The 21,315-nt window shown below is 56.0% G+C and carries 17 protein-coding genes and 2 tRNA genes; 8 read left to right on the top strand and 11 right to left on the bottom strand.

Annotated features, from left to right (window positions below; all coding sequences use genetic code 11):
- Positions 1-108 precede the first annotated feature (108 nt).
- From ADN00_RS18705 to ADN00_RS18680, 6 genes are all read right to left on the bottom strand, one after another.
- Positions 109-2,511: a VIT domain-containing protein gene (locus ADN00_RS18705; protein ID WP_075064525.1), complete on the bottom strand. Its 2,403-nt coding sequence runs from the start codon at positions 2,509-2,511 to the stop codon at positions 109-111.
- Between the two features lie 162 nt (positions 2,512-2,673).
- Positions 2,674-3,096: a GNAT family N-acetyltransferase gene (locus tag ADN00_RS18700; RefSeq protein ID WP_075064524.1), complete on the bottom strand. Its 423-nt coding sequence runs from the start codon at positions 3,094-3,096 to the stop codon at positions 2,674-2,676.
- A gap of 2 nt (positions 3,097-3,098) precedes the next feature.
- Positions 3,099-3,746: an MgtC/SapB family protein gene (locus ADN00_RS18695; protein ID WP_082390434.1), complete on the bottom strand. Its 648-nt coding sequence runs from the start codon at positions 3,744-3,746 to the stop codon at positions 3,099-3,101.
- Between the two features lie 152 nt (positions 3,747-3,898).
- A complete protein-coding gene (gene leuS, locus ADN00_RS18690; RefSeq protein WP_075064523.1) occupies positions 3,899-6,355 on the bottom strand; it encodes a leucine--tRNA ligase in 2,457 nt (818 codons plus the stop codon).
- A 348-nt stretch (positions 6,356-6,703) separates the two neighbouring features.
- Positions 6,704-6,776 (bottom strand) — tRNA-Ala (locus ADN00_RS18685).
- Positions 6,777-6,841: 65 nt separating this feature from the next.
- Positions 6,842-6,914: transfer RNA gene (locus tag ADN00_RS18680), tRNA-Ala, on the bottom strand.
- Positions 6,915-7,178: 264 nt separating this feature from the next.
- On the opposite strand from ADN00_RS18680, the gene ADN00_RS18675 reads away from it, so the two are divergent.
- The 3 genes from ADN00_RS18675 to ADN00_RS18665 are packed head-to-tail and all read left to right on the top strand — an operon-like array spanning position 7,179 to position 9,753.
- Positions 7,179-8,285 (top strand): M24 family metallopeptidase, encoded by a 1,107-nt coding sequence (locus ADN00_RS18675; RefSeq protein WP_075064522.1) that lies wholly within the window; start codon positions 7,179-7,181, stop codon positions 8,283-8,285.
- Positions 8,286-8,298: 13 nt separating this feature from the next.
- Positions 8,299-9,078 carry an alpha/beta hydrolase gene (locus tag ADN00_RS18670; RefSeq protein WP_075064521.1) on the top strand — a complete coding sequence of 260 codons (780 nt, stop codon included), beginning with the start codon at positions 8,299-8,301 and terminating at the stop codon, positions 9,076-9,078.
- 27 nt (positions 9,079-9,105) lie between these two features.
- Positions 9,106-9,753 (top strand): MBL fold metallo-hydrolase, encoded by a 648-nt coding sequence (locus ADN00_RS18665; RefSeq protein WP_075064520.1) that lies wholly within the window; start codon positions 9,106-9,108, stop codon positions 9,751-9,753.
- Positions 9,754-9,872: 119 nt separating this feature from the next.
- Here ADN00_RS18665 and rny read toward each other — a convergent pair whose 3' ends face one another.
- The 4 genes from rny to ADN00_RS18645 all read right to left on the bottom strand — a co-directional run bounded on the left by rny (position 9,873) and on the right by ADN00_RS18645 (position 14,676).
- Entirely contained in the window at positions 9,873-11,408 is a 1,536-nt protein-coding gene (gene rny / locus ADN00_RS18660) for a ribonuclease Y (protein ID WP_075064519.1), read from the bottom strand.
- 20 nt (positions 11,409-11,428) lie between these two features.
- Positions 11,429-12,076: a RecX family transcriptional regulator gene (locus ADN00_RS18655; RefSeq protein WP_075064518.1), complete on the bottom strand. Its 648-nt coding sequence runs from the start codon at positions 12,074-12,076 to the stop codon at positions 11,429-11,431.
- Positions 12,077-12,593: 517 nt separating this feature from the next.
- Entirely contained in the window at positions 12,594-13,334 is a 741-nt protein-coding gene (locus ADN00_RS18650; protein WP_075064517.1) for a lysophospholipid acyltransferase family protein, read from the bottom strand.
- A 1-nt stretch (position 13,335) separates the two neighbouring features.
- On the bottom strand, positions 13,336-14,676 hold the full coding sequence (locus ADN00_RS18645; protein WP_082390432.1) for an MFS transporter: 1,341 nt from the start codon (positions 14,674-14,676) through the stop codon (positions 13,336-13,338).
- Positions 14,677-14,974: 298 nt separating this feature from the next.
- Between ADN00_RS18645 and ADN00_RS19615 the strand changes: the two genes are divergently transcribed.
- From ADN00_RS19615 to ADN00_RS18615, 5 genes are all read left to right on the top strand, one after another.
- A complete protein-coding gene (locus tag ADN00_RS19615) occupies positions 14,975-16,339 on the top strand; it encodes a DUF389 domain-containing protein (RefSeq protein WP_082390430.1) in 1,365 nt (454 codons plus the stop codon).
- Between the two features lie 25 nt (positions 16,340-16,364).
- Positions 16,365-17,660 (top strand): malic enzyme-like NAD(P)-binding protein, encoded by a 1,296-nt coding sequence (locus ADN00_RS18630; RefSeq protein WP_075064516.1) that lies wholly within the window; start codon positions 16,365-16,367, stop codon positions 17,658-17,660.
- Positions 17,661-17,771: 111 nt separating this feature from the next.
- Entirely contained in the window at positions 17,772-18,245 is a 474-nt protein-coding gene (locus ADN00_RS18625) for a hypothetical protein (RefSeq protein ID WP_075064515.1), read from the top strand.
- 17 nt (positions 18,246-18,262) lie between these two features.
- Positions 18,263-18,460 (top strand): hypothetical protein, encoded by a 198-nt coding sequence (locus ADN00_RS18620; RefSeq protein ID WP_075064514.1) that lies wholly within the window; start codon positions 18,263-18,265, stop codon positions 18,458-18,460.
- A gap of 84 nt (positions 18,461-18,544) precedes the next feature.
- On the top strand, positions 18,545-19,570 hold the full coding sequence (locus ADN00_RS18615; protein WP_075064513.1) for a carbohydrate kinase family protein: 1,026 nt from the start codon (positions 18,545-18,547) through the stop codon (positions 19,568-19,570).
- A gap of 11 nt (positions 19,571-19,581) precedes the next feature.
- On the opposite strand, the gene ADN00_RS18610 is transcribed toward ADN00_RS18615, so the two are convergent.
- Positions 19,582-21,303, bottom strand: coding sequence for an adenylate/guanylate cyclase domain-containing protein (locus ADN00_RS18610; protein WP_075064512.1), 1,722 nt, complete (start codon positions 21,301-21,303; stop codon positions 19,582-19,584).
- Between the last annotated feature and the right edge of the window lie 12 nt (positions 21,304-21,315).

The following is a 21,315-nucleotide window of genomic DNA, read 5'->3' as shown; positions in this document are numbered from 1 at the left end:
TTCCATCAGAGAGAAACCAACGCAAGAAAAACTTCTCCCCCAATTTTCATGATGATGACAAAAAATGGGGGGGATGATTAGATTTTCACGGCAAGTTTTCAGCTCGGATTACCGCTTCTTCAACGCAATCAACGCCGCCAGGAACAACGCGCCAATCAGGCCCACCCACGGCAGAAAACTGATCAGCACTGTCGAGATGGGTGTTTCCGGTGCTGCGGTCACCACCGGGTTCACCACCGGCTGTGGATTGGGCGTTCTGCTCTGCGGCAGCGTGGATGATACATCTGGCAATGGCGTCGTGGTGCTTTGCAAGAATGGCTTCATCTCATCCGCTTCGCCGCTCGTGATTGTCTCATACACCTTCCCACCTGAAACTACAATCACCCGCTCTCCCAGTGCCAGCGCGCTTGCCAGCTCATCAGACTGCGCCGCCAAAGCGAAATAATCTGCAGAGAGAAAACTGACTTTTATGGTTTGCGTCTTCTGCGGATCGAACTGCGTATCCACCCACACACCGTCTGTCAGCACAAAGGTCTTGGTGCCCGCCACCTGCACGCGCTGAACGTCTTCACCTTGCACAATCACCGACGGGGCCACCTCGGCCTGCGACATGGCGCCCTGCCCGGCGGCTTTCTCCACCGCGTCCTGCCCAAAACTCGCCTGGGTAGGCATGGCCTGCAGCGATTCAAACACCTCTTCGGCGATGCGCTGCATGTTGGCTTCGCCCACCGGCGCGGGTTCGGTGACCAGATAAGACGTATACGGCGTTAAAATGCCGTACCGCACCGAAAGGCGCACAATTTGCTCAATTGTTTCCTTATTGGGACCCTGCAGGCGGACCTGGTTCAGCAGATACCCAATCTTCCGCGTCGCCCAAATGCGCGGCAGATCGGCGGGCGCGGCTGCCTTCTCCCGTGAGTCTGTTTCAAACCGCTGCGCCTCAAAGGTGATACTCATCGGCCTACCGTCGCTGCCTTTTCCCGTCAAGCGCACGTTCGTGGTGCCGCCCTCTGCGTAGCGCCCGGTGATCACCAACTGCGTCCCGGCAAACAGGTCAGGGAGCGGCGCGGGGAAAACATCGGTTACGCGCAGATTTCCAAAGTCTAGTTTCACATCCGTCAGCACAGGTGAGTTGATCCTGGCATAAAACGCCGATACCTTCTCATCCAGGTCCTCCCCCGGCTGGATGTATTGGCTCAATCCGTGATGCTCCTGCGCCAGGCTGTCCAGCAGCAGCGTGTCCACATCCCAGCCAACTCCAAAGCTGAACAGACGCAAATTTGCCGGAGCGTCTTTCAAAAAATTGGTCAAAATCGCGTTGCTGTTGGTTTCCCCTTCGGTGGGCAGGCCATCGGTGAGGAAAATCAAATAGGTCGGGCGCTCTTTGTCTGCCACGCGGGCGGCTTCCAGCAGCGCGCGGTTGATATCTGTGCTGCCAGACGCGCCCATCTGCTCCAACCAGCGCACCGCCTCGCCCGCCCGTTCAGCCGGCTGCAGCGATGAGGAGAAATTCTCCACTCCAGAGCTGAATGTGGATAGATAAAACCGGTCCTGCGGGTTGAGATGTTCCAGCACATAGCGCGCCGCTGTTTGCGCCTGGACAAACTTCTCGCCGTCCATGCTGCCTGAGCGGTCCAGCACCACAATCACATCTTTCGCCACCGCCTCCTGGTTTTCGGCCTGGGCAGGGGCCAGCAGCAGCAGAAACGTTCCATCAGTGTCCCCCGCGTTGGAAGGATCGCGGTAGCTCAGCAGATGAAAAGCCTGCTCCTCGCCAATCGAATAGTACAGGGTAAAGTCCTTGTCCGGAAGCACCTCAGTTTCTTCGTAGCTGGCGCTCACCTCATTCTCCCCTTCCCAAAAAGTGGCCAGCGGGTGGCTGGGCGAATACACCGCGCGGATGGGCTGCGCCGATTCAATTTTCACGCTGACCCTCACGTTCTCCAGCGGCCAGCCTGAAAACTTTTCGGTATTCAGCGGGTACACAAATTTCACCAGGCCCTCTTCCGCGGTCAGCGGCTGGCTGTACTCCAACTCAACTCGCCGCTCTCCCTCTGGCGGGATGGGGTAAATAGAGGCTTGAAACGCCCCGCGGTTTACATATTCCAGCAAAGCCGGGTCGCGCATCTGAGATACAATCGTCTCGTAGGTCTGCCGGGCTTCCCCGGCCTCCAAAACCTTTCCGCTCACCGGCTTGCCGTCCACCCACAGCACAAAGTTGGTTACCGTGGCGTCCACCGGCAGCGGGAACAGATAAACGCCCTCAATTTCCCAATCATTCGGGTTATAAAAAACCTGGTCCACCCGCACCCGCGCGATCTGATTGACAATTTCCACCTCTACATCGTGATAGCGGATCACCAACTGGTGCATCGGGCGAATTTCCTCGCAGCCCCAATTCGGGCAGGGCAGCGGCGGGTGTGGGATGATAATTCCATCCGCTTTTACAGGCTGCAAGCTGCCCGCCAGCAGCATCACCAGCGCCAACAAAAGACCGAAAAATTGATTCATCCTCTTCATCGCTCTCCTCCTCAAACAACCTCTACCACCCACCTTGCTTAGCAAATTCCCTGCGCTGGCGGTGGATATATCGTTAGCGGCTTGTTTGAATTAAGGACGAACAGGGCGGGAAAGAAGTTCCCGCCCTGCCGACAAGCGATAAAGCCTTCTTGGTTATACATTCATGGAGAAGATCACCAGTTCTTCCCGCTGCTGCCAGCCCTCGTGCCGGTAAAATTCCAGCGCGTTCTGGTTATCGGTGTAAACGAACAGGTGGCACTTTTCTATCCCGGCACCGCGCAGCGCTTCCAGCCCCAGGCGAATCAGCTCGCGCGCGATTCCCTGCCCGCGGTACTCGGCGGCCACCGCCAGGTGATACATATACCCCCGCCGTCCATCGTGCCCAAGCAACACCGTCCCAACCAGGGTATCTCCATCCCTGGCGGTAAAGCTGAACCCGGGGTTGCGCGCCAAAAAGATGCTGATAGCCTCGCACTTGTCCGCGCTGCTCAGGCCAATGTACGGCGTGCGCTGCCAGAAGGCCGCCGCTTCATCATAATCTTCAGTCTGAAAAATCGAATAGGCTATCGGCGTCATAGTTAATGCCGGAAACGGATTACTTTTTTATTGGAAAACAACCATTCTGTCGCGTGGTCGTGCTGCGATGGCGGGCCAGAGACCACCCACACCGTCAAACGTCCTTTGGGGCTTTTAGCCTGCCGGCGAAAATGAATCCGCAAACGATGTTCTTTCCACATGTTTTCCAGATCGTGGAAGAATTCAACATCGCGGTCACTTAAAACTTCGTAGGTGCGCGTTTCGTTTAATTTGCCCATCGCCGCTTCCAGGCGTGGAAACGCCCACAGCACGAACAGGATGATCAAGGTAACCGCGATCACAAATCCATATTCGCCTCCGCCAATCCCCATCCCCAGCGCCGAGACCAACCACACCGTTGATGCCGTTGTCAGCCCTTTGATCTGCCCGCCTTCGCGCATAATTACCCCGGCGCCCAAAAAACCAATCCCGGTTACCACGGCTGCCGAGATTCGGGTTACATCACCGTTCGGCGCGAAACGAAAGGAAAAGAGCGTGAAAATTGTTGATCCCACGCACACCAGCATCATTGTCCGCAGGCCAGCGGCCTTATCGCGTAATTCCCGCTCAGACCCGATCAGCCCGCCAATCAATAAAGCCAGGCCAATTTTTGTCAGGTCTTGCATGGAAAATGCCAACCAGGATGCCATTGCTCACCTCCTTGGCTTGAAGTCGTTTTTCCATTATAGATGCAAGCCTTCTACCCATGCAAGTTGCTTTTTACCGCGCGCCCGCAAAACCCGGTTAACACAAAAACCGGAGGCCAGCGGCGGCTTCCGGTTTCGATTGGTTTTGGAACCGTTTACATCACGATATTGATCAGCTTATCCGGCACAACGATAATTTTGCGCGGCGTCTTACCTTCCAGGTGCCGCTGAACGTTCTCGCTGGCCAGCGCCAGGGTTTTGGCTTCTTCTTCGCCCATCCCCACCGGCATCGAAATGCGGTCACGCAGCTTGCCATTGACCTGCACCACCAGGGTTACCAGGTCTTCGGCGGCGGCTTCCTCATCCACTTTGGGCCATTCCTGATTGTGAATGGAATACGGCTTCCCGATCAGCATCCACAGTTCTTCAGCTGTGTGTGGTGCGACCGGAGCCAGCATGCGCAGATAAATGTCCACCGCTTCTTTCCAGGCGGGAGTTCCCCACGCGCCATTCTGGCGCGCCTTAACCATCTCATTCAGCAGTTCCATCAAGGCCGAGATAATGGTGTTGAACTGGAAATTCTCAAAATCGTTGGTCACCGAGCGCAGGGTCTGATGCACTTTGCGGCGCAGCTGTCGAAGGGTCTCTTCGTCAGCCGAGCCATTCCCAGCCGGGTCCAACACCGTCGACCACAAACGGCGCAGCCAGCGCGAAGTGCCATCGATGCCGCTGCTGTTCCACGGGGCGCCCAACTCCCAGCGCGCAAAGAACATCAGGTATGCCCGCACCGTATCCGCGCCGTACTTCTTCACCAGATTATCCGGCGCCACCACGTTTCCACGGCTCTTCGACATTTTCTCTGAATCTTCGCCCAGCACAATCCCCTGGTTGCGCAATTGCGTCATCGGTTCTGGGCCTTTGGTGATGCCCATATCACGCAGTGCCTTATGGAAGAAGCGCGTGTAGATCAGGTGCATGTTGGCATGTTCAATGCCGCCGGTATAGGTATCCACCGGCATCCAATAATCGTATTCTTTGGGGTCAAACGGACCCTCGTTGTACCACGGGCTCAAATAACGCAAGTGGTACCAAGACGAGCACATAAAGGTATCCATTGTGTCCGTCTCGCGCTCTGCCGGGCTGCCGCACACCGGACAGGTGGTTTTCTTCCAGGTTGGGTGCAGTTTCAATGGACTTTCGCCAGTGGGTTTCCATTCCACGTCATCCGGCAGCTCAACCGGAAGATGATCGTCCGATTCCGGCACCACACCGCACTTTTCGCAGTAGACCATCGGAATTGGCGCTCCCCAATAGCGCTGCCGCGAAATTAACCAGTCGCGCAGCCGGTAATTGACCTCTCGGTGGCCCAGGCCCTTGGCTTCCAGGTAGGTGATGATCTGCTCAAATGCCTGATCGCCGGGCGTGCCAGTCAGCGGCCCAGAATTGATCATTTTTCCCGAAGCCGGAACCGCTTCTGTCATTTCTTCGGATTTAAGCGGCGCCATGTCTTCGGGTTGGATCACCACACGGATTTCAATCCCAAATTTGCGCGCGAAATCAAAGTCGCGCTGGTCGTGCGCCGGCACCGCCATAATTGCCCCGGTTCCATAGGTCATCAAAACATAATCGGCAATCCAGATCGGAATGCGCTCGTCGTTGACCGGGTTAATCGCGTACCCTCCAGTGAACACGCCGGTTTTTTCTTTGTCCGCCGCTTCGCGTTGGATTTCGCTCTGCCGCAGCGCCGCCTGCGTGTATGCCTCCACCTCGGCCTGGCGCTCTGGCGTGGTCAGCTTTCGCACCAGCGGATGCTCTGGGGCCAGCACCATGAAGGTCGCCCCCCACAGGGTATCCGGGCGGGTGGTGAAGACGACCAGGTCGTCGCCCTGCTCGGTCTTAAACGTAACCGAAGCGCCTTCTGAACGACCGATCCAATTGGTTTGCAGCAGTTGCACGCGCTCAGGCCAGTCAATCGTATCGAATTTCAACAGTTCTTCAGCATAATTGGTGGTCTTGAAGAACCACTGTTCCAGGTTCTTCTTGATCACCGGCGTGTTGCAGCGCTCGCAGTGCCTGTCTTCGCCCCACACCTGCTCGCGCGCCAGGGTGGTATTACAATTCGGGCACCAATCCACCGGCGATTTCTTGCGGTAAGCCAGGCCATTCTTATAGAGTTGGATGAAAAACCACTGCGTCCAGCGATAGTATTCCGGGTCAGAGCTGATCGCCTCGCGCCGCCAGTCAAACATGGATCCCATCGACTTGAGTTGAGCGCGCATGCGGTCAATATTGCGATAAGTCCACTCTTTGGGATGAATATTGCGCTTAATCGCGGCGTTCTCTGCCGGCAGGCCAAACGAATCAAACCCCATTGGAAACAACACATTGTAACCGCGCATCCTCATGTAGCGGGCGCGCGCGTCGGCTGGCGTCATTGCGTACCAGTGACCGATATGCAAATCGCCCGACGGATACGGCAGCATCGTGAGCGCATAATACTTGGGCCTGGCCGGATCAATATCCGAATGATACAGACCGTCCTCTTCCCAGCGTGCTTGCCATTTGGGTTCAATCTCTGCCGGGTTAAAGTTTTTGTTGGTTACGTCCGTCATGAATTTCTCCCTGAAGGTCAATCAGAAAATTTGTCTGAAAAAATAAACATCCCCTCGCCCATAATCAGGGACGAAGGGTTGCTCCGCGGTACCACCCTGCTTGCCCGAAACATCAGGCCGCTTGGGTCACGATAACGGGTGAGACCGGTGCCAGCTACTGATCGTTCACCAGCACAGCGTATCAACAGGCGAGTTCAGCCTTTCGCGCTCTTTGGGCGCATTACCGGGCTTTCACGCTCCCCGGCTCGCTGAAAGATGGCTTACTACTCCTGCACGCCAATCCATATCCTGCTTTATGAATAAACACTCAGGGTCTTGCGATGTCGCCCTGAGTGATTATCCGTTTTGTGGACCCAGGGGGATTCGAACCCCCGACCTTCTCAATGCCATTGAGACGCGCTCCCAACTGCGCTATGGGCCCCTATGTTTTCGATGAGTATGCCTCTTTTTGTCTCCAATCGAGGCCTGCCGGGCGTGACTCCGAAGTGGACCTGGAGGGATTCGAACCCTCGACCTCTTCAGTGCGATTGAAGCGCGCTCCCAACTGCGCTACAGGCCCCGATTTCAGGTAAGCAAGATTTTACTCGATGCCCCTGAACCTGTCAAGGAACTGGCGGACTTAAAAATCGTCCCAATTTCGTTTAGCTCCTGTTCAGAAATTTTCAATTTCACGCGCAATTTAATCAGGCTTGCCCGGCAGGCAGCGCTCATTAGTTTACCCGAAGGCCGTACAACGCCGGGGAAAAAACGCATTTGAAAACCAGGCGGATTCACTTGCGTCGCGCTTTCTGGCGTATAATTTTGGTGGAAGGAGAATAATTCTATGACGATTCACCGCTTTAACCGACTGAAAACAATCCTCTCGTCCAGCTCGCTGGACGCGATAGCCATCATTCCCAGCCCCTCGCTGCGCTATCTTACTGGCTTGGAATTTCATTTAATGGAACGCCCGGTCGTGCTGCTGATCCGCGCAGATGGACAGGCCGCGATGGTTCTCCCTGCTCTCGAAGCTGGCCGCCTGGCCGGACTGTCCTTCTCCGTAACCCCCTTCACCTATGGAGACAATCCCGCTCTCTGGCACACCGCCTTCGAGCAGGCTGCCGCTCACCTCAAACTGGAAAGCTCCGTCATCGGCGTGGAATCCATCCATTTCCGCTTCCTGGAAACCCAGTTCCTGCAAACCGCCGCTCCCCACGCCAAAATCACCGCGGCCGACACGCTGCTCAGCGAGCTGCGCATGCACAAAGACCTGGAGGAAATCGCCGCGATGAAAAAGGCGGTCAAAATCGCCCAGGACGCGCTGCTTGCCACCCTCAACCAGGTGCGTCTGGGCATCACCGAGCGCCAAATCGCCGCAGAGCTTGTCTCCCAGCTTCTCCGGCACGGCTCCGACCCGGAGCTGCCCTTCCAGCCAATTGTCTCCACCGGCCCAAACAGCGCCAATCCGCATGCCACGCCCACCGACCGCACCTTACAGGCCGGTGAGCTGCTGCTCATCGACTGGGGCGCCTCCTCTGGCGGATACATCTCCGATCTGACCCGCGTGATGGCCTTCGGCCCGCTGCCGGATGAACTGCAAACCATCCACGGGTTGGTGCATCGCGCCAACCGCGCCGCCCTGGCAGCCGCCCGTCCTGGCGTCCCCGCCGGTAAAGTAGACCAGGCCGCCCGCCAGGTGATCGAAAAAGGCGGCTACGGAGCGCAGTTTAACCACCGCGTGGGGCACGGCATTGGTCTCGAAGCCCATGAGCATCCCTATATGTTCACGGAAAACCAGCAGATTTTAATGCGCGGCGCAGCCTTTACCATTGAACCCGGTATCTACCTGCCTGGCTTTGGCGGCGTGCGCATTGAAGATGATGTGGTCATCACCCCCGACGGCGCCGAATGCCTTAGCGATCTTCCACGCGAAATATTCCAACTGGAATAAATAGGAGCGCAATTTGGCCCTTCACCCGCTCATCCCTGGAGCCGAGCCCTTTTTTTACCCCGGAAACCGCACCGGCGTGCTGCTGGTGCACGGCTTCACCGGCACGCCCTTTGAAATGCGCGAAATGGGGCAAAACCTGGCCGCTCGCGGGCTGACTGTGTTGGGAATCCGCCTGGCTGGCCACGCCTCTACCCCCGCGGATATGCGCAGCGTGCGTTGGGGCGACTGGCTGGCCAACGTGGAAGACGGCCTGAATTATCTGAAGAATGCCAGCGACGAGGTCTTTTTGGCTGGACTCAGCCTGGGAGCCATCCTCTCTCTGGTCGCGGCCGCACGCTGGGACGGTCTTTACCCCATCCGGGGTGTCATTTCCCTCTCCTGCGTGGTCAACCTGCCCTCCGACTGGCGGGTAAGCTTCATTCGTCCGCTCAGCCTGCTGCAGCCGTACCAGCAACAGGCTCCTGGCGACTTCCGCAACGCGGACGCTGCCGCAAACCATATCTGCTATCCGCGCTACCCCACCCGCTCCCTGGCCGAATTGCGCGACTTGATGGCGGTGATGCGCGCCGAACTGGAGCGTGTCCGCGTTCCGGTATTCCTTGCCCAATCCCGCCTGGATGCCATCGCCGGTCCGCGGTCGCTGCCCTATCTCGCTGAGCATTTGAAAAATGCCCCGCAAACTCACTTATGGCTCGAGCGCAGCGGCCATGTCATCAACCGCGAGCCAGAACGCGAGCAGCTTTTCGATGCCGCGTACACCTTCATACGGGCGCATAGCGCACTTACTGGTTAAGTCATTGACAAAAATAGCGAGAACAGTATGCCTTTAGAAATTATTGAACGCACCTTCGGGCCCGTTCAGAATAACACCTATCTGCTGGCCGACACCGGCCAAAAACGTGCCGTAATCATTGACCCCACTTTTCGCCCGGTTATGCTCCAGGCCGACCTGGAAAACCACGGTCTGCACCTTGACGCCATCTGGCTTACCCACGCCCATTTTGACCACCTCGGAGGCGTCGAAGCTCTTTTGGCAGAAAACCCGCCGCCGGTTCAGGTTGGCCTTCACCCTGCCGATCTGCCTCTGTGGCAGTCCGATGCCGGGGCCGGCCTTTTTGGGCAGCCATTTTCCATGAACGTCGAGCCTGACCTGCTCCTGACAGACGGGCAAGAGCTCTATGTAGGCGAGTACCCGGTGAAGGTCTTGCACACGCCCGGCCACAGCCCCGGCCACGTCATCTTTTACATCCCATCACTCAGCACCGCCATCGTTGGAGACCTCATTTTTCGCGGCGGCGTGGGGCGCACCGACCTGCCCGGTGGAGATTCGTACACTCTGATCAAGTCCATCCAGGAAAAAATTCTCACCCTGCCAGATGAAACCGTTTTGCTTCCCGGTCACGGCCCCTCTACTACCGTGGAGCTGGAACGCGACTCGAATCCCTATCTGAACGGGTTTGCCTTTTAGCGTTTACCTTCGCGTTTTTCTTTGCGCCTCCGGCGTAGCGAAAAAGGTGAAAACAACTCTCCCACCATGAAAAAAACCGCCCTCATCAGGCGGCTTTTCCATATTCGATATTCGCTGATCTATTTCGCGTAATCCACGGCGCGCGTCTCGCGGATCACAGTTACCTTGATCTGGCCAGGGTACTGCATCGTCTCTTCGATATTGCGCGCAATGTCCCGCGCCAGCCGCGTCGCCGCCAGGTCATCCAGATCGTCTGGTTTCACCATAATACGCACTTCGCGCCCGGCCTGAATGGCGTAACTTTGCGAAACACCTTTGAAGGAATTGGCAATATCTTCCAACGCTTTTAAGCGCTTGATATATTGTTCCAGGTCTTCACGCCGCGCCCCTGGCCGCGCGCCAGAGATGGCATCCGCCGCTTCCACAATCACGGCTTCCACGCTCTCTTGTTCCACCTCATGGTGGTGCGAAGCAATCACATTAACCACCGCCGGGCTCACCCCATAGCGTTTGGCATAATCTGCGCCGATCTGCGCGTGCGTGCCTTCAATGTTATGATCCATCGCCTTGCCAAGATCGTGCAGCAACCCGCCCGCGCGGGCCACTTCCACATTGGCGCCCAACTCAGCCGCGATCACCGCTGCCAGTTTGGCCGACTCAACCGCGTGTGCCAATTGGTTCTGGCCGTAAGAAGTGCGGTATTTTAACCGGCCCAACACTTTGATAATTTCCGGGTGCAGACCCGCCACACCAGCGTCATAAGCTGCCTGCTCGCCAGCTTCAATCAGGTCGCGCTGCATTTCGCGCTGTTCTTCATTGAGAATTTTCTCAATATGCGCCGGGTGGATGCGGCCATCCACAATCAGACGCTCTAACGCGCGCCGGGCAATTTCACGCCGCACCGAGTCAAAACAAGAGACAGTTACCGCTTCGGGGGTGTCATCCACAATCACGTCCACTCCGGCCGCCTGCTCAAATGCGCGGATGTTACGGCCATTACGGCCCACAATGCGGCCTTTCATCTCTTCATTCGGCAGCGGAACTACGGATGTGCACACTTCCGAGACGTGATCAGAAGCCACCCGTTGAATCGCGTCCGCGATCAACTGCCGGGCTCGTTTTTCACCTTCCATGCGCGCTTCCGCCTCAATCTGGCGAATGATTCGCGCCACATCAGCCTGCGCTTCCTTTTCTGCCAGCGCCAGCAGCTCGGTGTGCGCTTCATCCATCGTCATCTGCGCGATGCGCTGCAGCTCTTCCGCCTGCTCCTGATATTTCTTTTCCACTTCATTGGCTCGCCGATCAATTGTGCTCTGCCGTTTGTTAAGGGTAGCTTCACGCTGCTCCAGGCGGTCTACCCGGTTATCCAGCTCTGCCCGCCGTTTCTGCAGGCGCTCCTCCTCTCGCGACAGTTCGTTCCTCCGCCGGGCGATGTCATTCTCGGCGGCCTCCAGAATTTTCAGCGATTTGTCCTTCGCTTCCAATTCCATTGACCGCGCTTTTTCTTTCGCCTCAGTGATCACGTTGTCAGCCCGTGATGCCTGATCGCGCTTGAAGCGCTCCACTAATAAGCGGGTGACAAAATAGATCACCACTCCGATGATTACTACATCTGCCAGCAAGAATATGATTAATTGTCCAGTTGTTAAGTTCATAAATTCACCTTCGGTTCCCCTTAAGAATACTGAGCGTCTTCTGATTGCAGGTCTTGCCAGATTTCATCCACAACTTTGTAAATAATCTCGTAGCCAAAACCTCGCCGCCCCAGGAATCCTCCCAATCGCATTCGAAAGGCTTTCCTGTCCAGCCCATGAAGCCGCGCGCTGTAGCGTCGGGCAGCCTCCAGAGCCAGTTGTTCTTCTTCGGGCATTTCCATCAGAGCTTGCTCAATGGTCTTCTCTTCCACTCCTTTTTGTTTTAATTCAGCCGCCAGGGCCCGGCTGCCGCGTGGGCGAAATGTGGAACGGTTTTCGATCCATTGGCGGGCAAAATCCAAATCGCCCACATATTTCAACTCTCGCAACCGTTCAATCACTTTTTCAATCACCGCCGCGTCGTATTCGTTTTCCGCGAGCCTGGCGCGCACCTCATGCTCAGATCTCGGCCGGTAGCCCAGGAAGTGCAGCGCTCTTTGCATGGCGGTTTCATATTCATCTTCCTGCTTCAGCCGGGCGATCTTCTCATCACTGATCAAATCCCCAACCTTTAGCCATGCCGCTACCACCCGTGAAAGGCCAAAGGCAAATTCTTCGTCCAAAAAAATATTCACCCGGTTGGGATTCTTTTTTTGAACCTGAATTTTGGTAACCTTTCGCTCCATCATAAAAAAAAGCCGTTGATCTGGTATTCAGGTCACGGCTGAAAATACGAATATGAGAGATAGCTGGTGTAAAACAACACCCTACCCGGCAGACATCATTGAAGAAGCCCAGATGAAACCAGCCTCAGACTGGCTGCCCTGGCTCTCCAACGGCTTGAGGTTGGGTTTGGCATAAAATTTCACAAACACACGCACCCCAACAACCAGAGGATGTAATCCTTTGAACCGTCAATCGTTTATTGGGTGGGTGATGCATGTTTGTGATCATTCTAATAACCCATGTTCAAACGCCTCGCGGCGCGTAAACTCCATCAGGAGGTAACTGAATCCAGCTATATTCTCGTATTTTTCAAGCCCACAACCTGATCTTCACTCATCAGAAAGTGGCAGAGTTTCTTAATACTTAATTGTATATTATACATTAACAAAAGCAAATCGTATATATTTTTGTTTTGTTTTGTGTTATACAACCCAAAAACATGGCCGGATCAGACCCGCAAACCAGATATTCTCAGCCGTATTACACTTCCACAACGCCATCCCACGGATAGATCTCTGTGCCTTTGGCTGCTTCGCGAATCAACGGGTCAGAAGAATAGAACCCGCGTTGTTCTTCCGGCAGCAGATCAGCAATATGCTGCATAATCTCATGCCCTACCTGGTTGATCTGCTCGCGTGGATTGCTGCTTTTGCGGTCCAGCCGGTACGGGCCAAATGGTTTTCCGATACGCAGCGTTACCGGCGCTCGTTTTCCAAAACGCACATTCTTGAAAAACCGGTCCAGCCCATCGATGCCGATGGGCAGAATCGCCGCATCAGACCGCGCCGCCAGGAATGCGGCTCCCGGACGAGGCGGGCGCAGCACGTTGGCCCAACTGCCCCCCTCGGGGAAGATGCCTAACACACCGCCCCGCTTGAGCACACTCTGGGCGTGCAGCAGCGCTTCACGCGATACCGTTCCGCGGTTCACTGGAATGGTATGCCACAGGTTGCGGATCCAGCCCAACGCTTTTGGTGCGTTGGGCGCCTGCGCCCCGGCAATAAATTCTAACTGCCACGGCACAACATGAATCACCGCCAGCGGGTCTAGAAAACTGAAATGATTCCCCACGACCAACAGCGGACCGCTGGCGGGCATGTTTTCTCGACCAATCACGCGAATATCACCAAGGCCATTCAGCGCCACATGGATGAACCATTTGAGCACCGTCCGGCCTAACCTGTTGCGAGGTTGAATCATGTCTACGGGCGCAGATGCCATCTTATGCCGTTTCCTTTTTATTTCGAGAAGCGTCTTTGACAAAAAAGAGCAAAATCAGACCCACCACCAGGAATGCCGCTGCCGAAAGCACAGCCGCACGCTGCCCGCTTTGCTCGGCCACATGCAGTGTTTGTCCCACCGAGTGGAAATAGTTCGCGGCGCCTACTGCCACCCATCCGTACACGGTTGGGCCAATAAAGGAAGATGTGCGCCCGGCCACCGAGAACAAACCGTAGAACTCGCCCGATTTGCCCTCCGGGCTGATTTGCCCCACCATTGTGCGCGATACCGACTGAACACCCGTCAGCGCAAAGCCGGCCACAGCCGCCAGCAGATAAAAGCCTACTAGGCTCTGAATGAACACCAGGCTGCAAACGGTTACCAACATCATCACCAGCGAGTAGACAATCGCCCGCTTGCTGCCAAGACGATCGGCAATAATTCCGAACAGGAACGCTCCTCCAATGCTGGTTACCTGCACAATGATCATCAGGATGATCAACTGCTGCTGATTCATTCCAAACAGCACCGCGCCAATGATCGCCGCGAAGTCCAGGATCATTAAAATGCCATCGTTGTAGACCAGAAACGCAATGATGAAGCGGATAAACTGGCGGAACTGCCGGGTGGACTTGATGGTTGTGCTCAGGCGTTTGTAGGCCAGCGACAGGTAATTCTCACCCGCCGGCAGCGCCTGCGGTTCTGCCTTCTCTTTCACCCACAGAAACAGCGGAATGCTGGAAAGCGCGTAGAACACCGCCGTGATGATCATCGAAACGCGCACCATCAGCGCGCCTTTGAAGAGGATGATCAGCGGCAGAACGATCAACAGGCAAACCACACCGCCTGCCGACCCAATCGCCCAGCCGTTCCCCGAGACCTTGGCCATATCTTCCTGGCTGCTGATCTCTGGCAGCAGCGCGTCATAGAACACCTGCGCCGCGCGGTATCCCACCTCGGCAATGATGAAGAAAATCATCCCGCTGAGAATGTCCCCGGCTTCCACAAAGAAGAGCAGCGAGGTTGCGGTTACAGAAAGGGCCGTGAAGACAAACAGAAAACGTTTCTTGGCTGCTACAAAATCCGCGATCGTCCCCAAAATAGGAGAAAGCACGGTAACAATCAGCATCGCGATCCCAATCGAGAGACCCCACAGCCACGATCCCCGCGCTCCACCAACCACGGTACCCTTAAAATACGCCGAGTAGACCGCCAGCAAAATCACCGCCGCGTAGGCCGAGTTGCCAAAATCATACAGATACCACGCCCACCGGGCGCGTTTTGCCATTTCGGGCGTCTCTTTGATCTTTTTTGCAGATTGAATCGGAGAGGATAATTCCATAATAAGGGCTCCTGAAAAAAGTAGGTTTCGGCCAGGTGCGGGTCAGGGACGAAGTGTGATCATCCAGATCATACGCGCCTATCTTCCTGCGGCACCTTTACAGGTTAAAATAGTTGCATTAACCAACTTAACAACACCACTAACGCGAAATAGATACGGAATTATAATTCTTTTTTAACATCAAGCTTCACAAGTTATTGCACTCATTTTACCTCAGCCCAGACGGCAGAATTGGTCTTCACGTGGGTATAATAAGAAAGGCTGCGCAAATCATCCTGCCGTATACAAAGGAACCCTTATGCCAGACCACTTTTGGCCTGCGCCAATTTCACCCGAACGCCGTGAAGAAGTGTTACAAAACCTATCGAAGGCCGCTTCGCCTGGGTTTGATTTTTTCCTTCTGATTGTCCTGTCTTGCTCTATCGCCACGCTGGGACTGATTACCAACTCCACTGCCGTCATTATCGGTGCGATGCTGGTAGCCCCGCTCATGTCCCCCATTCTGGGAATTTCCATTGCGTCGGTTGCAGGCCAGCAAAAAATGTACCGCGATTCGGTCATTGCGCTGGTTCAGGGTGTTGTTCTGGCCATCATCCTCTCTGCGATTGTCGGTAGGCTGGCCTATAACTCGCCATTTGAAGTTTTGCGCACCCTGCCCTCAGAAGTGCTCGCCCGCACGCGTCCCTCACCCTTTGACCTGGGGATTGCCATCGCTGGCGGCGCTGCCGCTGCCTACGCCCTGGCCCAGCCCCAACTCTCGGCTGCTTTGCCGGGCGTGGCCATCTCCACCGCTCTCATGCCCCCGCTTTGCACGGTGGGCATTGGAATAGCCCTGGGCGACCAGACCATCTTCCTCGGCGCGTTCCTGCTATTTCTCACCAACCTGGTATCCATCTCTTTCGCCGGAATTGTCGTTTTTTTCATGCTGGGCTTTCACCCAGGCTTCACCGGCAAAAAAAGAAACGGTCTCCCCAGAAGTGTGATTATCAGCGCGCTTCTGGTACTGGTAATGACCGTTCTTCTCGTTCTGGTTTCATTGCGCTTTGTATCCGAAGGCCGTTTTCAACGCGCCGTCCGCAGCGCTGTTCAGGCTGAATTGGCAACTATCCAGGGCGAGCAGTTACTGGAAATTCAATCCACTGAGAAAGAAATCGACGGTGTTGAAACTATTCTGCTGGAGATCACCGCCCGCACATCCCGCCAGCCGCTTCATCACGAAGTGGTCGCCCTGCAGGCTGGTGTCGCTGCCCGGTTGAATGAAGCCGTTCAGCTTCAATTGATTGCGGTACCGGCCACCCGCCTCGATCCGTTAATCCCGCCCACCCCCACGCTCACGGCCACACCTGGCCCCAGCCTCACCCCCACCCTAACGTATACGCCTTCACCATCTCCCACGCTAACGCCTACCATTACTCTTACCCCCACCCACACACCAACCGCCACGCCAACTCCGGCCCTGGCTGTGGTCATAGGCGTCAACGGCCGTGGATTGTACCTGCTCTCGGCTCCCGATGGCAACATCCTTTACCTGCTTCCCGAAGGCGCCCCCGTTGAAATGCTCAATGAAACTCAAATGGCTCGCGGCATCCTGTGGGTAAAAGTTCGTGATCTGTTCGCGCGTGAAGGCTGGCTGCCCTTTAACACCTTAAGAGTGGTTGATTAACCGCTTTGCTTATAAGGAGAAAACCATGATCAAAATAACTCGCGAAGACGCGCTCGCTTACCACCAGCAAGATGGCATCCCCGGCAAATTGGCCGTTGTGCCTACCAAACCACTTCTCACTCAGCGCGACCTCTCCCTGGCTTATACACCGGGTGTCGCTTATCCCGTCCTTGAAATCGAAAAAGACCCCGATCTGGCCTACGAATATACCAATAAAGGCAATCTGGTAGCGGTCATCTCGAACGGCACAGCCATTTTAGGGTTGGGCAACCGCGGCGCGCTGGCTTCCAAGCCTGTAATGGAAGGTAAAGGCGTCTTGTTTAAGAAATTCGCCGCCATCGACACCTACGACCTGGAAATCAACGCCCTCGACCCCCAACAAATCATCCAGATTGTCGCTGCCCTCGCGCCCACCTTTGGCGGGATCAACCTTGAAGATATTCGCTCCCCGGAATGCTTTCAGATTGAGCAGACTCTGCAATCCATGCTCGATATTCCCGTTTTCCACGACGACCAGCACGGCACGGCCATTATTCTGGCAGCGGCGCTGCTCAACACGTTGGAACTGACCAACCGCCGCCTCGACGGGGTCAAAATTGTCTTTTCCGGCGCCGGCGCGGCCGCCATTGCCTGCGCCACCCACCTCGTAAAAATTGGCGTCCCCCGCCAGCATATTTGGATGACGGATATTGTTGGACTGGTGTACGAAGGCCGCAAAGAGCAAATGTTCCCCGAGAAACAGGCCTTTGCCAACGGCAGCCGTCCGGCCAGTCTGACCGAGGTGCTGCAAGGCGCGGACGTGTTTATTGGCCTGTCGGTTGCCAACGTGCTGGCCCCCGAAATGTTAAAAACAATGGCTGCCAATCCGATCATCTTTGCGATGGCCAATCCCGACCCCGAAATTTCTTACGACCTGGCCGTAGCTGCCCGCCCAGACGCGATTGTGGCCACCGGCCGCTCCGACTATCCCAACCAGATAAACAACGTCCTGGGTTTTCCCTTCATTTTCCGCGGGGCATTGGACGTGCGCGCCCGCGCCATCAACGATTCGATGAAAATTGCCGCCTCACACGCCCTGGCGGCCCTGGCCAGGCAGCCTGTTCCCACTGAAGTGCTGCGCGCATACAACGTGGACCACCTTGAATTTGGGCGCGCGTATTTTGTTCCCAAACCTCTCGATCTCCGCGTGTGTGAATGGGAAGCTTCTGCCGTGGCCCAGGCCGCCATTGATTCTGGCGCCGCCCGCCTGGCCCTCAACATGCCTGCTTACCGCGCCCGACTGCAAACCCTGGCCGAGAAAGGACTTTCCGCGCCCGCCTAGCCGCATCCTCGCACAGCGTGGTCGCGCCTTTGAAAGCAAATCTTAGCCAATGACCAGTATTTCGGTTCAAAAAACAGCTTGCCGTGCCTTGATTCATGCTAAAATTAACGTATGATGGATACTCAATTCACTCAATCTCGTCCGCCCTCACCCAGCCCCCGCCACCGCAGCCAGGTGCTGTGGCAAATTGCCGTGCCTTTAGGGGTTTTCATTCTGGGCATCCTGGCACTGGCTGTATTGAGCGTTATCCGAAGCAGCACCGATTTTGAAGCCGGCTTGCATTGGGCCAACATATCCGCCATCTTCATCATCACCCCCATCCTCACCTTCAGCTTTATTACCCTCATTATCCTGGCGCTGCTCATTTACGGTCTGGCCAGACTATTGAAAGTGATCCCCGCCGCCTCTCTGAAAGTGTGGTCCTATTTTGAGATTGCCAAAAATTACGTCCGTCTCGCCTCTGACCAGGTTACCCGCCCCATTGTCAGCGCCAACGCCTGGGCCAGGCAGGGGCAGACCCTCGCCGGGCGCGTCTTCCACCCGCGAAAAGCAGGCCAACCTTCATCGGAAAAAGTAGATATATAAGCATAAAGGATTTGATTATGGAACAAAATGATAAGACACGCACCCTTGTCTTGGGCGCTTTGGCCGGCGCATTGGTAGGCCTGGCCGCCGCCATGATCCTGATTAATGATGCTGAAAAGAAAAATGACAAACCCCATCTTTCCGCTGGCGACGGTGTTAAAGTGGGGTTAGGGCTATTAGGAGTCTTACGCCTGCTCACCGACAGCGGAAAATAGACCGGATTGATCATTGGATGATAACCACCACAATTTCAGCGGCAGGACCACAAGGCTGCTGAAATTGTTGATTCTGGAGCCGTGATGTTTGACTTTGAAAGCCGATCCGCCCTGCGTTTTGTGATCGCCGGGCGATTCACCAGAGACTTTATCATTGATTTGGAAGGCCAGCCCCACATGGATATTCCGGGGGGCGGCGGAATTTATTCCGCGGTTGGCCTGGCACTATGGGAACAGGGCGTTGGCCTGCTTGGCAGGATCGGAGAAGATTTTCCACAGCACTGGCTGGAAAAATGGAAGGAGCGTGGTTTCGACACCTCTGGCGTGAAAATATTGGATCAGGCCCTCGACCTGCGCCGCTTCATTCAATACGCTGGCGTTGATACCCCGCAGCAAGACAACCCGATTTCCCATTTTTCCCAACGAGGGCTGCCTTTCCCCAAAACCCTGCTGGGTTACCAGAACCCCGTTCACCAGCCCGATTCCAAAACCGTCTCCAACGATCACACCCTCCGACTGACCGACCTGCCCATGCATTACCTCGATGCGACCGCCGTCCATCTGGCCCCCCTCGACTTCCTCAGCCACAGCATCTTACTGCCGCGCGTGCAGCAAGGCAATGCGTCCACCATCACCATCGAGCCTTCCCGCGGCAGCATGGACGCCACCTTCTGGGATGATATTCCCAACCTGGTGAAAGGGATTACCGCCTTTCACACCAATGAAGAGAAAATCCGCGCGCTCTTTCATGGACGCTCCACTGACCTGTGGGAAATGGCCGAGAAAATCGCCTCCTACGGCTGTGAGTTTGTCGTCATCAAACGCAAAGCTGCCGGGCAATACCTCTACGACGCTACCCGCAAAACCCGCTGGATCATTCCCGCCTACCCGGCACGAGTAACAGACCCCACCGGCGCAGGCGACGCCTTCTGCGGCGGTTTTCTGGCGGGCTACCGGTCCTTCTACGACCCGGTGGAAGCGGCGCTGTGCGGCAATATTTCGGCCTCCTTCGTCATCGAAGGCAGCGGCCCCCTCTACGCGCTGGACGCCCTTCCTGGTCTGGCTCAGGCGCGTCTGGAATCGCTGCGCTCTTCGGTGCGCAAGCTCTAATCTCCCAAAACTCAGCAGAGTCCAGTGATCTCATACACCCGCAGCGGATCGCGCTTGCCTTTGAGCAGCACGGCCTCTAACGGCCTTGCCTCCACCGAACCGCGAACGCGCTCATACACATCCTGGCTGACAAGGATTTGTCCCAGGCTGGCATATTCCTGAATGCGCTTGGCCGTGTTCACCGAATCGCCAATCGCGGTGTAATCCAATCGCTGTTCGGTGCCAACCAGCCCCAGCACTGCCTCGCCCACATGAATGCCAATCCCGAATCCCAGCCATTGCTCACAGGGCATCTTCGCGTGCAGCCGACTAATCCCCTCACGGATGCCCAGCGCAGCGCGCAGCGCGCGCAGAGTATGGTCTGCCTGGGCTATGGGCGCGTTAAACCAGGCCATCACGCCATCCCCCAAAAATTTATCAACTGTGCCTTCCTCGCACAGCACCGCCTCGGCGGCCGCAGCAAGGTACTGGTTGAGCACAGCCACCAGCTCCTGCGCGTCCACCGATTCGCTGAACTGCGTGAATCCGCGGATATCAGCGAAGAGCGTGGTGATTTCTGCTTTCTGCCCGCCCAGCCGCAGCCGGTTGGGGTCGAGCTGCGCAATCACCCGCGGAGAAACCATCCGCTCAAACAACTGGCGCTGCGACTCCAGGCGTTTCTTCTCGGTCAGGTCCTCTACAACAATTGCCACTCCGCGCGTCGTTTCCTGAAAATCCTTGAGCGGCGAAAAACTCATCCGCAAATCTACCCGGCCTCGCTCAGGAAGATCGGAACTGGTTTCCAACCCCACCACCATCTCGTCCTCTTTCAAGACCTGGATCAGCGGATCTTCTAGGCACAGGTTCATGGGGGCAAACAGATCTCCCAGATTCATGCCGATCATCTCCTGTGCGGCTATGCCCATAATTCTTTCCGCCGCGCGGTTGCACAGCAATATCCGCTCTTGCACATCCGCTGTCAAAACGCCGCTGGTGATGGACGCAAACACCTGATCCATCAAGTTCTTTAATTCGGTTACCTCTGCCAGCGTGCGCCGTACCGACTCAAACAAGCGCGCGTTTTCAATGGCCACCGCCGCCTGGTTGGCAAACGCCTCCAGAATGTCCCTTTCTTTTTGGGTGAAAAGCCCGCTGCGAATGCGGTTATCGGCATAGATCACCCCGATCATTTCGTTCTTCACGTTCATCGGCACAGCCAGAATGGAACGCAAGTTATAGGCCATTACACTTTGCTGCCCGGTGAAGCGCGGGTCTTCCTGAGCGTTGGTCGTAAGCACAGCGCGGCCCTCTGCCTCAACCCGCTGAATAATCGTGTGGCTGATTTCAAATTCGCTGGCTTCCAGGGTCTCGCGTTCCCAATTGCGCGCCACCTGCATCGTCAGGCTGCCCGCATCATTTTTCAGCATCAAGAAACCGCGCTCCGCCCCCAACAAGCCGATGATGGTATCCATCACCATTTCCAGCACCACATCCAGTTCCAGCGAAGAATTGACCACCTGCCCGATCCCAGCCAAGGCGTGCAGGCGGTTTTGTTCGGCGGCCAGCAGCCCGGCCTTCTTTTTGATTTTGGGTAATTGAAGCGCCATGCTTTCTACCCCCTCGAAAATCACAGACGGCATGGATGCCGGGCGGTTGTCCCTTAAAAACTGTTGCATTCGCTCTGCGTACACCAGCAGCGCGTCTATTCTCTGGCAAAGATCTTCGAAGGTTGTCTCTTGCTGGCTATCGTTCATCGTTTTTCATCC

Source organism: Ornatilinea apprima, from assembly GCF_001306115.1.
Classification (GTDB): domain Bacteria; phylum Chloroflexota; class Anaerolineae; order Anaerolineales; family Anaerolineaceae; genus Ornatilinea; species Ornatilinea apprima.
The sequence above is the reverse complement of the archived record's forward strand: the minus strand, read 5'-3'. Positions and strand labels throughout refer to the sequence as shown.

Excerpts from the sequence above, each read along its gene's own strand:
- ADN00_RS18650 (WP_075064517.1), bottom strand. The coding sequence starts at position 13,334 with ATGGCATCTGCGCCCGTAGACATGATTCAACCTCGCAACAGGTTAGGC.
- ADN00_RS18665 (WP_075064520.1), top strand. The coding sequence starts at position 9,106 with ATGCCTTTAGAAATTATTGAACGCACCTTCGGGCCCGTTCAGAATAAC.
- leuS (WP_075064523.1), bottom strand. The coding sequence starts at position 6,355 with ATGACGGACGTAACCAACAAAAACTTTAACCCGGCAGAGATTGAACCC.
- rny (WP_075064519.1), bottom strand. The coding sequence starts at position 11,408 with ATGAACTTAACAACTGGACAATTAATCATATTCTTGCTGGCAGATGTA.
- ADN00_RS18675 (WP_075064522.1), top strand. The coding sequence starts at position 7,179 with ATGACGATTCACCGCTTTAACCGACTGAAAACAATCCTCTCGTCCAGC.
- ADN00_RS18630 (WP_075064516.1), top strand. The coding sequence starts at position 16,365 with ATGATCAAAATAACTCGCGAAGACGCGCTCGCTTACCACCAGCAAGAT.
- ADN00_RS18625 (WP_075064515.1), top strand. The coding sequence starts at position 17,772 with ATGATGGATACTCAATTCACTCAATCTCGTCCGCCCTCACCCAGCCCC.
- ADN00_RS18705 (WP_075064525.1), bottom strand. The coding sequence starts at position 2,511 with ATGAATCAATTTTTCGGTCTTTTGTTGGCGCTGGTGATGCTGCTGGCG.
- ADN00_RS18645 (WP_082390432.1), bottom strand. The coding sequence starts at position 14,676 with ATGGAATTATCCTCTCCGATTCAATCTGCAAAAAAGATCAAAGAGACG.
- ADN00_RS18655 (WP_075064518.1), bottom strand. The coding sequence starts at position 12,076 with ATGATGGAGCGAAAGGTTACCAAAATTCAGGTTCAAAAAAAGAATCCC.
- ADN00_RS18615 (WP_075064513.1), top strand. The coding sequence starts at position 18,545 with ATGTTTGACTTTGAAAGCCGATCCGCCCTGCGTTTTGTGATCGCCGGG.
- ADN00_RS18695 (WP_082390434.1), bottom strand. The coding sequence starts at position 3,746 with ATGGCATCCTGGTTGGCATTTTCCATGCAAGACCTGACAAAAATTGGC.
- ADN00_RS18700 (WP_075064524.1), bottom strand. The coding sequence starts at position 3,096 with ATGACGCCGATAGCCTATTCGATTTTTCAGACTGAAGATTATGATGAA.
- ADN00_RS18610 (WP_075064512.1), bottom strand. The coding sequence starts at position 21,303 with ATGAACGATAGCCAGCAAGAGACAACCTTCGAAGATCTTTGCCAGAGA.
- ADN00_RS19615 (WP_082390430.1), top strand. The coding sequence starts at position 14,975 with ATGCCAGACCACTTTTGGCCTGCGCCAATTTCACCCGAACGCCGTGAA.
- ADN00_RS18620 (WP_075064514.1), top strand. The coding sequence starts at position 18,263 with ATGGAACAAAATGATAAGACACGCACCCTTGTCTTGGGCGCTTTGGCC.